10 protein-coding genes are annotated in these 10,743 nt (G+C 66.8%); 6 read left to right on the top strand and 4 right to left on the bottom strand.

Annotated features, from left to right (window positions below):
* A partial coding sequence (locus tag Mrose_RS10665) for a pseudouridine synthase (RefSeq protein WP_147371619.1) occupies window positions 1-833 on the bottom strand: 833 nt, incomplete at its 3' end.
* Between the two features lie 57 nt (window positions 834-890).
* Here Mrose_RS10665 and Mrose_RS10660 point away from each other — a divergent pair.
* From Mrose_RS10660 to Mrose_RS10650, 3 genes are read left to right on the top strand one after another with little or no spacing between them, the layout of a single operon-like run.
* A complete protein-coding gene (locus tag Mrose_RS10660; protein ID WP_119278107.1) occupies window positions 891-1,223 on the top strand; it encodes a YegP family protein in 333 nt (110 codons plus the stop codon).
* Between the two features lie 34 nt (window positions 1,224-1,257).
* Window positions 1,258-3,651, top strand: coding sequence for a tetratricopeptide repeat protein (locus Mrose_RS10655; RefSeq protein ID WP_119278106.1), 2,394 nt, complete (start codon window positions 1,258-1,260; stop codon window positions 3,649-3,651).
* Window positions 3,652-3,680: 29 nt separating this feature from the next.
* Window positions 3,681-4,991, top strand: a complete 1,311-nt coding sequence (locus tag Mrose_RS10650) for a S8 family peptidase (RefSeq protein ID WP_119278104.1) — start codon at window positions 3,681-3,683, stop codon at window positions 4,989-4,991.
* Between the two features lie 120 nt (window positions 4,992-5,111).
* On the opposite strand, the gene Mrose_RS10645 is transcribed toward Mrose_RS10650, so the two are convergent.
* Window positions 5,112-5,918 carry an enoyl-CoA hydratase/isomerase family protein gene (locus Mrose_RS10645; RefSeq protein WP_119278102.1) on the bottom strand — a complete coding sequence of 269 codons (807 nt, stop codon included), beginning with the start codon at window positions 5,916-5,918 and terminating at the stop codon, window positions 5,112-5,114.
* A gap of 105 nt (window positions 5,919-6,023) precedes the next feature.
* Between Mrose_RS10645 and Mrose_RS10640 the strand changes: the two genes are divergently transcribed.
* From Mrose_RS10640 to Mrose_RS10630, 3 genes are read left to right on the top strand one after another with little or no spacing between them, the layout of a single operon-like run.
* Window positions 6,024-6,482: a CBS domain-containing protein gene (locus Mrose_RS10640; RefSeq protein ID WP_119278100.1), complete on the top strand. Its 459-nt coding sequence runs from the start codon at window positions 6,024-6,026 to the stop codon at window positions 6,480-6,482.
* Window positions 6,483-7,673 carry a cation:proton antiporter gene (locus tag Mrose_RS10635; RefSeq protein ID WP_119278098.1) on the top strand — a complete coding sequence of 397 codons (1,191 nt, stop codon included), beginning with the start codon at window positions 6,483-6,485 and terminating at the stop codon, window positions 7,671-7,673.
* A 47-nt stretch (window positions 7,674-7,720) separates the two neighbouring features.
* On the top strand, window positions 7,721-8,416 hold the full coding sequence (locus tag Mrose_RS10630; RefSeq protein ID WP_119278096.1) for a C40 family peptidase: 696 nt from the start codon (window positions 7,721-7,723) through the stop codon (window positions 8,414-8,416).
* Between the two features lie 4 nt (window positions 8,417-8,420).
* On the opposite strand, the gene Mrose_RS10625 is transcribed toward Mrose_RS10630, so the two are convergent.
* Both Mrose_RS10625 and Mrose_RS10620 read right to left on the bottom strand, forming a co-directional pair.
* Window positions 8,421-9,224: a DUF72 domain-containing protein gene (locus Mrose_RS10625; protein ID WP_119278094.1), complete on the bottom strand. Its 804-nt coding sequence runs from the start codon at window positions 9,222-9,224 to the stop codon at window positions 8,421-8,423.
* An 84-nt stretch (window positions 9,225-9,308) separates the two neighbouring features.
* Window positions 9,309-10,685 carry an MFS transporter gene (locus tag Mrose_RS10620; RefSeq protein WP_119278092.1) on the bottom strand — a complete coding sequence of 459 codons (1,377 nt, stop codon included), beginning with the start codon at window positions 10,683-10,685 and terminating at the stop codon, window positions 9,309-9,311.
* Window positions 10,686-10,743: the final 58 nt, after the last annotated feature.

Genomic DNA, 10,743 nt, shown 5'->3' with positions numbered 1-10,743 from the left:
CTCTCGGGTGGGCGAGGGTGGGGTTTGGCCTGCGCGGGTTGGGCAGTCGCCTTGCGGGGCCTGGCAGTTCCCCTGGCCTTTTCACGCGGCTTAGTCTCGCGGGGGGTCTCGGCCTCGAGCCCCTCCAACCGCGGGCGGCGGGATCCAGGCTCGGCGGTGAGGGCGGCGATTTCCTCGGGGCCCAGGTAGCGCCACTCACCTGGCTTGAGCTCGCCTAGCTCGAGCAGGCCGATCTGGGTGCGCACCAGCCGCTCGACGGGGTAGCCTACCGCTTTGAGCATGCGCCGCACCTCACGCTTCTTGCCCTCGGTCATCACCAGCCGGACTCCACCGTTCATGGGTCTTGCCTCGATGGCTCGAGCCAGCCCGTCGTCCAGCTCGACCCCCTCCACCAGCTTCCTGCAGGCCGTCTGCGAGAGCTCCCCGCCCCTGCACCAGGCCCGGTAGACCTTGCGCACCCCGTAGCGCGGGTGGGTGAGGCGCTGGGTGAGGTCGCCGTCGTTGGTGAGCAGGAGCAGGCCCTCCGACTCCCGGTCCAGCCGGCCCACCGGATGAAGGCCGGGCACGTCGGGCACGAGCTGGTAGACGGTGCGCCGGGCGTGGGGGTCTGATCTGGTGGTGGTCACTCCGGCAGGCTTGTGCAGGGCGATGACCACCTTTTTCTGCGGCAGCCGCACCCGCTCGCCGTCGAAGCGCACCACGTCCCCCTCGCTCACGCTGCTGCCGAGAATGGCTACCTGGCCGTTGACGCTCACGCGCCCGGCCTTGATGAGTTCTTCGGCCTTGCGGCGGCTGGCGACGCCGGCTCGAGCGAGAAATTGCTGCAATCGCATCACCCCTTACTCTAAGCCAAAGCGCCGCCGTATCCTGAGAAAGCCAGGGAGGAAACCATGGCAGGCAAGTTCGTGCTCTCGCGCACCGCGGACGGGCAGTTCATGTTTAGTCTTCAGGCTCCCAACGGGGAGGTCATCCTCACCAGCGAGCGCTACGCCAGCAAGGACGACGCTCTGGCAGGCATCGCCTCGGTGCGCTTCAACGCGCCCATCGACGCGCGCTACGAGCGGCTGACCTCGAGCGATGGCCGGCCCTACTTCGTGCTCAAAGGGGCCAACGCTCAGGTGATCGGGCACAGCGAAACCTACAGCTCGCCAGCAGCCCGCGAGCAGGGCATAGAATCCGTGGGGCGCAACGCCCCGGAGGCCGCTCTCGAAGACCGCACCTAAGGCCCCACCCTCCAAAGCCCTCTACAATGGGCCTATGCTCCTCCGCACCCTGGGCGGACTCGAGCTCGAAGACTCCAACTTTGGCCGCCTGAAGCCTCTGTTGCTGCTGACGTATCTGCTGGTGGAAGGGCCGTGTGAGCGGCGGCATCTAGCCGAACTGTTCTGGCCCGATAACGCCGACGCGCTCAACAGCCTCTCGGTAACGCTCACCCGCCTGCGCAAGGGGGTGCCGGGAGCTGTCGAGGCCGACGAGGTGCGGGCCTGGGCCCGTATAGAAAACGACCTCGACGACCTCAAAGCCGCGCTCGCAGCCCGCGATTACGCCAGGGTCATTGCCCTGTACAAGGGGCCTTTTCTCGAGGGCCTCTACCTACCCGACTGGAGCGCTGAGCTCGAGGAGTGGGTCTACGCCCAACGCGAGCACATCGCCCGTCAAGTGCGCCAGGCCTACTTAGCCCTGGCCGAGCAGGAAGCAGCCCGTAACCACTTCGAGCGGGCCACGAAGCTGGCCGAGCAGGCCTATCAACTGCGCTCCGCGCCCGCGCTCGAGCCCGAAGACCTCCTGCGGCTCTACCCGCTGTTGCTGGCGGGCAACAGCTTCCTGCTGGCCGAGGTGCGCCGCGAAGCCGAGGGCCTGGGGCTGCGGCTCGAGCAGCGCCCCGAGGAAGCCCGCGCCCAGTTGCGCCGGGTACTGGTGGGGCGTGAGCGCGAACTCCAGGCCCTACGCTCCCTCGCGCCGGGCCAGTGGGCCTGGGTGCGCGCAGGGGCGGGGATGGGCAAGAGCGCCCTGCTGCGGGCTCTGAGCGGGCAGTACCTGCAAGGCCGCACCGGCCTGCCCTACGCCACCCTCGAGCCCCTGCTGGGCAGGGCGCTGGGGCAGGACGAGGAGGCGTTGCTGCGGGCCTTGAGCCAAAGCAAAGGCCCCTTGCTGCTCGATGGCTGGGAGCGCGCCGACCCGGAAAGCCGTCAGCTTCTGGTGCGCCTGCGAGGCTCGGGCCGCAGCCCAGCGGTGATCGTGGCCTCGCGCGAGCCGCCGGCCCTCGAGCCCGATTTACTGCTGGAGCTTCTCCCCCTCACCCCCGAAGCCCTGCGCGACTTCCCCGGAGCCTTCGAGCAGACCGGGGGCCTGCCGGTACTGGTGGAAGCCTATTTGCGCGAGGAGCCCCTCGAGACCGCCCTGGAGGCCCGGTTGGCCATCCTCTCCTCCTTGGCCCGCGAGGTGTTCTTGACCCTGGCCCTGCTCGAGGAGCCCGACTTGGTGCTCGTCCGCCGGGCCCTGGGCCTGGGGGCTCCTCGCATGGCCGAAGCCCTGGAGGAGCTGACCACCGCCGCCCTGATCGAGCCCTCGGGTCGGGTGCGGGCCCGCCGGACGGCCCTGGATTACCTCGAGGGCCAGCCCTCCCTACAGGCGACGCTATCGCTCAAGCTGGCCCGGCAGCGCAGCGGTCTGGAAGCCTTCCCGCTCTACCAGCGCGCCCGCTTGCTCTGGGAGGAGAGCGACCTCCCCGGGATCGAGCAGGCCTACCTGGCCTGGGCCAAGGAACTGCTGCGGCGTGGCTTCCCCCAGAAGGCGGCGGAGGTGCTGGAGGAGGCCCCCGCGAGCCCCGAAGTCCGGTTGTTGCGGGCCAGGGCGCTGGAGAGGTCGGGCGCTTTCCGGCAAGCGCTGGCCGAAGTGGAGCCCCTGCCCCAGCGCCCCGAGGTGCTGGCCCTCAAGGGCAAGCTGCTGCACCGCCTGGGCCACCCCGAAGAAGCGCGGGAAGCCTCGGAGCGGGCGCTGGAGGGAGGCGTGGAGGCCAGGGCCGAAGCGCTGAACACCCTGGGGCTGCTGGCGCGGGTCAGGGGTGACTTCGCCACGGCCCTCGACTACTTCAACCGCTCAGCCGCTCTGTTTTTGACCCTGGGAGACCAGTTGCGCTGGGCCGGAGCGCTCAACAACGTGGCCATGACCCGCTTCGAGATGGGCCAGGAGGCCGAAGAAGCTTTCAGGGAGGCGCTCGAGGTCGTCCAGGACAACGCGGCGCTGAAGGCCAGGATATACCTCAACCTCGGGCGCATCTACGAGAAACAGCACGCTTTTGCCAAAGCCATCGCCGTGTACCTCGACTGCGCCCGGCTGGCCGAAGATAGCCAGATCATGTCCACGGCGGCTCGGGCGTGGAACAACCTGGGGGTCATCTACCACCAGCAGTCCCTCAGCGAGCAGGCCAGAGAAGCTTATGAAAAAGCCCTCCGGCTGGCCCAGCAAAGCGGGGAAACCGTCGTTCAGGCGATGGTGCTGGGCAATATCTCCGAACTCTCGGATAACCCCGCTGCGCTGGAGGAGGCGATCCGCTTGCTCGAGGCTGCGGGGCACACCGCAGCCTCGGAGGGCTATAAGGCCCAGCTCGCCCTGGTCAGGGCGCGGTCAGACGTCAAGGGCCAGACTTAGAACGTGCCCCACAAGGGCAGGGGGTTGATATGCAAAGAACTCTATTCGCCTTGATGCTTGCAAGCTGCCTGCTTTCGCCTTCGCTGGCCCAAAGGCCCTCCAGACTGGTCGAGAACCAGCTTTTCCTGATCCTGCGCCCCGGCACCAGCTTGGGTCAGGTCAATGAGCTGGCCAGGACGGTTGGAGGAACAGTCTTGGTGTTTTACCCCACTCTGCGCGAGCCCAGGGGCATCGTGGTCAAGGGAGCGCAGCAGCAAGGCCAAGCCCCCCTTGAGGCCCCACCCCCAGCAGTCAACCTCACCGCGCAGGCCTCGAGCCTCGACCCCTGCGGTGGAGCGCTGGCGCTGATCGAGGTAGACGGGAAAAACCTCGCCCAGGCCCTTCAGGAGTTGAGGAGAAACGACCTGGTGCTCTACGGCGACCCTCAGAGCATCGGCGACGACGATGGCGACGAAGACTACCGCCCCCAGATGGGCGCTGGGGGCATCATCCCGCCGGGGAAGGGCGGGGCCAGCGTCACGGTGGCCGTGTTGGACAACGGCGCGACCTCGGGCAAGGTGGACGTGTTCAACCTCAGGCCCGGCGGGTACGACTTCACCACCGGGGTGAACGGCGACCCCGACGCCTCGGAAGACCCCGCGCCCGCCCGCTTGCATGGCTCGGCCATCGCCAGCCTGATCGCGGGGAAGAACTGGGGCATGGCGCCGCAGGCCAGCATCCTGCCGGTGCGCGTTTGTGATGAGAACAACGAGTGCCTGGCCAGCAACGTGGTGCGGGGGACTTGCTGGGCCATCAGCCAGGTTTCGGGCAATGGCAGTGATCCCAAGGCGCTGGGCAACCTGGTGCTCAACTACAGCCTGGGTGGAGAGCACCCCCTCGAGAGCCTGCGGGCCCTGCTGGCCTACGCCCTGCGCCACGGAGCGCTGGTGGCAGCTTCCGGGGGCAACGAAGGACGCCGTGGCTTTGGTGCTCCTCCGCACTTCCCGGCCTATTACGCCCCGGAGTTCGGCGGTTTCCTGGCCGTAGCGGGCCTGTGGCCCTCCCCGAGACAGCCGGGCAAGTGGGAGCGCTGGCCCTTCAGCACCATCGGCCCCCACCTGGAGATCGCAGCGCCTGCCGTAGTGCCCTTGCTGGGCCAGGTTTACCGAGGGACTTCCTACGCCACGGGCTACGTCTCGGGAGCCCTGGCCTTGTGGCGCGACGCCTGCCCCAACCTCTCCCCCGCCGACATCGAGGCCAGGATCGCGCGAGACGCCGTGCGCACTTTGCTGGTCGGCACGGTCTACCGGCAGTTGGTAGGACAGGGCATGCTGCATATGCCCAACCCCATGGATTGCTGAGTGCCCAACGCCGAAGGCTCTTAATCACGAGCCACCGGCCCTCGACCCCTGACCCTCGAGACACCCTGCGCCCTGGCTATGGGTGCTCTGCGTTGGGCGTCTTGCGTCTAGCCTTCTGCCTCAAAGCGGTGCCTTCTTCTGAAAATTGGGCTTGCGCTTGTCTTTCAGCGAAGCCAGGCCCTCTTTGGCGTCCGGTCCCATGAAGCCCAGGAATTCCAGCGCCAGCGAAGTGTCGAAGGTCGGCCCGGCCAGGCGCAGCCAGTTGTTGAGGGCGTATTTGCTCCAGCGCAGGGCGGTGGGCGAACCCTTGGCCAGCCTGCGGGCGATCTCGAGGGCCCTGCCATAGACTTCGGGGTCCTCCACGCACAGCGAGACCAGGCCCAGCCGCTCGGCCTCCTCGCCGCTCATGGGTTCGTTGAGCAGCAGGTAGTACTTGGCCTTGTTGAGGCCCACCAGCAGCGGCCAGACGATGGCCGAGTGATCCCCGGCGGCCACTCCCAAGCGGGTGTGCCCATCGAGGATGCGGGCGCTTTTCCCGGCCACGGTGATGTCGCAGAGCAGGGCTACCGCCAACCCAGCGCCCACGGCGGGCCCCTCGAGCGCCGCCACGGTGGGCTTGGAACAGTTGATCACGTTGTAGACCAGGTCGCGGGCCTCCTTCCAGACCCGCACCAGGGCATCGTAATCGGAGATCATCTCCTCGATCAGCTCGAAGTCGCCCCCAGCGGAAAACGCCCCGCCCTCCCCCCGCACCAGCACCGCGCTGATGCTCTCGTCGGCATCGATGTCGCGCCAGACATAAGCCAGCTCGCGGTGCATCTGGGCATCGGCGGCGTTGAGGCGACCGGGACTCGAGAGGAGCACCTCGAGCACCCCTTCCTCGGGCTCGGCAAAGCGCAGGCGTTGATAAGCGTCTTTCCAGGACATGTCCATAGCTTAAGGCCCGTCGCTGGAAGGCTGGTGGCCTATCTCTCGTTGCGTTTTACGTCTGGCGTCAGGCGTCCTGCGCTCAACGGCTGTTAGAATGCCCACATGCAAGTCAAGGAGTTGATGAAGCCTCGACCCTACACCGTCCGGGGCGATGAGCCGCTGATCGTGGCGGCGGAGCGGATGCTCGAGCACGGGCTCGGAGGGCTTCCGGTCGTCAACGAAACAGGCCAATTGATCGGGCTGCTGGAGATCGACGACCTGCTGCCCAAGCCCGAGAACGTGCCTTTCTCTACCGTGCAAGCCCTGCGGCTTTTCGGGGAGTGGGTGGATCCGGGTTCCATCGAGAAGATCTATGCCCACTACGCCAGGATTCCAGTACGCCAGGTCATGCGCACCGAGGTGGCCACGGTGCGCCCTGAGGACTCACTCGAGACCGCCCTCACCCGCATGCTGGAGGGCCAGCAGTACCGCCGGGTGCTGGTGGTGGACGCCCAGAACCACCTGCTGGGCACCCTCACCCGCAGCGACTTCCTGCGGCTGTTCGTGCAGAGGGGGGCTTAGATGCACGGGGCAGGGCATCTGCTCGAGGTGTTTTTTCTGCTGCTGGCCGCGCAGTTCATGGGCTGGCTGTTTCGCCGCTTCAACCAGCCCGCCGTCATCGGCGAGGTGCTGGCCGGGGTGTTGGTGGGACCGGCTTTGCTGGGCCTGGCACACGAGGGCGAAATCCTGGAGTTCATGGCCGAACTCGGCGCGATCTTTTTGCTGTTCATGGTGGGGCTGGAGACCCGCCTGCGTGACATCCTGGCCGTGGGCAGGGAAGCCTTTCTGGTGGCGGTGCTGGGCGTGGCTTTCCCCTTCGTGGGGGGCTACTTCTTCGGGCTGGCCATCGGTTTCGATCAACTGCCCTCGCTGTTCCTGGGCACCGCGCTGGTGGCGACCAGCGTGGGCATCACCGCCCGGGTCTTGCAGGAGTTGGGCGTGCTCTCGCGGGCCTATAGCCGCATCATCCTGGGCGCAGCGGTGATCGACGACGTGCTAGGCCTGATCGTACTGGCGGTGGTCAATGGGGTGGCCCAGAGCGGGACGCTCGAGCTGGGCACCGCCTTGCGCATCACCCTGCTCTCGGTGGTCTTCGTGGGCAGCGCCGTGCTGCTGGTGCCGCTGGTACGGCGCATCCCCTTTCATGCCCTGCCGGTGGGCAGCCCCTTCGGCTTCGCCCTGCTGGTGGGCATCGGGCTGGCCTCGCTGGCCGCCACCATCGGGCTCGCGCCCATCGTGGGGGCCTTCCTGGCCGGGATGCTGCTGGCCGAGGTGCGCGAGGAGTTGCACCTGGAAGAACCCGTCCAGGCCATCGAAAGCTTTTTGGCTCCCATCTTCTTCGCCATGGTGGGGGTGCGGCTCGAGCTCTCCGCCTTAGCCAGCGCCAGCATCCTGCTCTACGGCAGTATGGTGCTTCTTATCGCCCTGCTGGGCAAGCTGCTGGGGGGCTTCCTGGGTGCACTCTCCCAGGGCTTCCGCCGGGCGGTGGTGGTGGGTGTGGGCATGGCCCCCCGTGGCGAGGTGGGCCTGATCGTGGCGGCGCTGGGCCTGGCGGCAGGCGCGGTCAACGAGGAAGAATACGCCCTGGTGCTGTTCATGGTGGTGGGCACCACCCTGTTGGCCCCCCTCTTCCTGCGCCCCAGCATCACCTGGGCCGAACGCGCGCCCGAGCCCAAAGCCAGCCAGGAACCCCTCGACGAAGCGCGAGGGTAAAGCAAATTTCAGGTGGGGAGTGCAGAGGCTATGCTACACTCGGCTTGATGAAAGCCAAAGCCCTGCTCCCCTGGCTCCTGGGCGCGGCACTGTGTACTCAGGCTTTCATCTTGGCTCAGGAGAACACCACCCCTCCCCCCTCGCAGGCCACCTATACCGTCCAGCGCGGCGATACCCTCTACTCCATCGCCCGCCGCTTCGGCACCACCGTCGAGGTGCTGGTCACGCTCAACGGGCTCAACCCCCCGACGCTTTCTGTGGGCCAGGTGCTCAGGCTGCGTTCTGAGGAAGCAAAGGCCGCCGAACCCACCGCGCAGCCCACGCCCAAGCCTGACGAGCCCAGCGCGCTCGAGTACGACCCCAACCACCCCCTGATGCCCGCCATCCTCAAGTACCTGGGCCTGGTCTACAAGTACGGCGCTAACTCCGACAGCACCCTCGACTGCTCGGCCTTCGTCCAGCGCGTGTATGCCGATATCGGCGTGCGCCTGCCCCGCACCAGCCGCGAGCAGTACGCCGCCCTGCCCGAGGTCACGGGCGAATTGCGCCAGGGCGACCTGATCTTCTTCAGCTTCGGCGGCAAGGAGATCGACCACGTGGGCATCTACTTAGGCCGGGGCGTCTTCGCGCACGCCAACAGCTACGCCAGCCGGGTGGTGATCGAGGGGCTCTCCACGCCCTATTACCAGAAGACCTACAGGGGAGCCCGACGCCCTGACCTGGCCCAAGCGCTGGCGAGGTAGTCTCCTACAGTCCGGCTTCCCCCAGCAGTTCCCGCAACATCCGCAGGTTCTCCAGGGCGTGCCCCTTGGTGGTGTTGTTGAAGATGAACCACGCCTGGGTGATGTCCTCCTGCTCGCGGGCCTCGGCCAGCGACTGCACCCAGAAGGCCAGTTCCTCCCGGCTGTAGCGGTAGTCGTGGCGCTCGGCCTGGTCCTTGCCCTCGTACCATTTCTCCTTGTTGCGCCCAGAGAGCCGCACGTAGACGATCTCGCCGGTGACGTGGAGCTGGTTTTTGGGCAGGCCCGGCAGCGGGGGATAATCGGTGCTGACCCAGATTAATCCCGCTTTCTTGAAGGCTTCGCGCACCTCGTCGTTATCCCAGGAGTGGTGGCGAAACTCCACGGCCAAGCCGCCCGGCGCCAGGGCCCGGTCGCGGAAGCGCTCGGCCAGGGCTGCGAAGTACTTGCGGTTTTCGGGGGTGCGGTGGAAACGCTGGGGAAACTGGGCCAAAAAAGGCCCCAGCACACCCGCATTGCGCAGCGGAGCCACCGACTCGAACAGGCGTTTGTAGTCCTCGTCGGTGGCGTTGAGTTCGTGGGTCATGCTCTGGTGAATCTTCACGCTCCAGTGCACCCGGCCTCCGCTCTTCTTCAGCATGCCCTCGAAAGCCCGCACGCCGGGGATGTTGTAGAAGGAAGAGTTGAGCTCGACGGCATTGTAGTGTTGGGCGTAGATGGAGAGCCACTGGTCTTTTTTGGCCTCGGGTGGGTAAATCAGGCCCACCCAGTCCTCGTTGGAATAACCGCCAGTGCCCAAGTAGAGTTCCACCCCTATAGTTTAGCCGCTAATACGGTAGAAGCATAATGGGCCGGGAGCAATTGGGATACCGCATGCTCGAGCAGGCCGGAGGCTTCAGAGGGCCGGGGCGGCGGGGGCCTCGAGCGAGGCCGAGACTTCGTCGGCGGGCGGGGAGTGGTTGTGGTCGGGCAACAAGCTTTCGGCGTCACGCACCGCCGGGAATAGGTAGCCTCCCAGGCCCACCAGCGCGCCTAGGATGCCGGTGAACACCAGCATCAGGGCGATGCCTGCGCCCGGTCCCGTGCCCACCAGGCCGCCGAAGGTGCCCGCCAGCGCCCCTCCGGGCATCATGGCCGGGGTCATGAGCTCATCGGCCACCGGGCCCGCCAGCAGCATGGCGAGGGGGTTGGCAACCCAGGCGATCATGCGCCGGGCCGAGAAGACCTTGCCCTGCACGTCCGGGGGTACCTTCGCTTGCCAGATGGCCTGGTTGGAGCCGTTGAGGATGGGAATAGTCATCAGAGCGATGAAGCTGGCCAGCGCCCACACCGCCACGCCCTGCCCCAGCCCCATCAGCACGCTGCCGGAGAGGCTCGAGACCACCATCCCCAGCAACACGCCATGCACTTTGCGCCTGGGGCCGCCCCAGGTCGAAAGCAGCAGACCGCCCAGCACCCCTCCAATCCCGGCGGCAGTGCGGACGATGCCCAGCACGGTTTCGTCGTTGGCGGTGCGGCTCAAGATCATGGCCGGCAGAACCGACTGGCCAAAGGTGGCGAAGAGGTTGAGCAGGAGGAAGGTCGTCTGCAAGCCCAGAAGGCTTGGCCGGGCGAAGATGTAGCGAAAACCGTAGGCTGCCTCTTGCAGCAGGTTCCCCCGGCCCTCGAGTCCCGCCGCGCTCTGCCTGGGCTGAGGCACCTTCACCGCCAGCAGGGCAGCCAGGGCCACCAAGAAGCTCACCAAATCGATGGCCAAAAGCCCTCCAACGCCGATCAGGCCGTAGAGGACCGCCGCCAGGATGGGCGCGCCAATCCCCGCCACCGACTCGCTGAGGGCCATCAGGCCGTTGGCCCGCCCATAGTGCTCCTTGGGCACCATGGTGCTGATGGCCGCCGAGAAGGCGGGCCACTGGAAGGCGTGGAAAGCTCCGGTGATGGCCGCGGCCAGGTAGAGGTGCCAGATTTGCAGGCTCCCGCCGAGGTAGAGCCCGAAGACCATCAGGGTGGCGAAAGCCGAACCCAAGTCGGAGAGCATCATCATCAGCTTGCGGTGGCTGCGATCGACGAGCGCTCCGGCGAAGGGCGAGACCACGATCAGGTGCAGGAAATGGAAGAAGCCGAGCAGGGCCAGCGAGGTCGCCAGGCCGGTCTGCTCGTAGGCCCACAGCATCAGCCCAAACTGGCTCATCTCGGAGCCCAGGATGGAGACCAGTTGCCCCAAGGCCACCAGGGTGAATCCGGGAAGACCGGTGGGTGCTCTAAAATTCCGCATACGAACCCAGACGCAGGCGCCCTCGACAGTGCCCGGACGTGCCATAGGTTAGTGGCCT

It is taken from the genome of Calidithermus roseus, assembly GCF_003574095.1.
Taxonomy (GTDB): domain Bacteria; phylum Deinococcota; class Deinococci; order Deinococcales; family Thermaceae; genus Calidithermus; species Calidithermus roseus.
The sequence above is the reverse complement of the archived record's forward strand: the minus strand, read 5'-3'. Positions and strand labels throughout refer to the sequence as shown.

Coding starts and splice junctions, on each gene's coding strand:
- Mrose_RS10660 (WP_119278107.1), top strand. CDS start 891: ATGGCAGGCAAGTTCGTGCTCTCGCGCACCGCGGACGGGCAGTTCATG.
- Mrose_RS10655 (WP_119278106.1), top strand. CDS start 1,258: ATGCTCCTCCGCACCCTGGGCGGACTCGAGCTCGAAGACTCCAACTTT.
- Mrose_RS10650 (WP_119278104.1), top strand. CDS start 3,681: ATGCAAAGAACTCTATTCGCCTTGATGCTTGCAAGCTGCCTGCTTTCG.
- Mrose_RS10645 (WP_119278102.1), bottom strand. CDS start 5,918: ATGTCCTGGAAAGACGCTTATCAACGCCTGCGCTTTGCCGAGCCCGAG.
- Mrose_RS10640 (WP_119278100.1), top strand. CDS start 6,024: ATGCAAGTCAAGGAGTTGATGAAGCCTCGACCCTACACCGTCCGGGGC.
- Mrose_RS10635 (WP_119278098.1), top strand. CDS start 6,483: ATGCACGGGGCAGGGCATCTGCTCGAGGTGTTTTTTCTGCTGCTGGCC.
- Mrose_RS10630 (WP_119278096.1), top strand. CDS start 7,721: ATGAAAGCCAAAGCCCTGCTCCCCTGGCTCCTGGGCGCGGCACTGTGT.
- Mrose_RS10620 (WP_119278092.1), bottom strand. CDS start 10,685: ATGCGGAATTTTAGAGCACCCACCGGTCTTCCCGGATTCACCCTGGTG.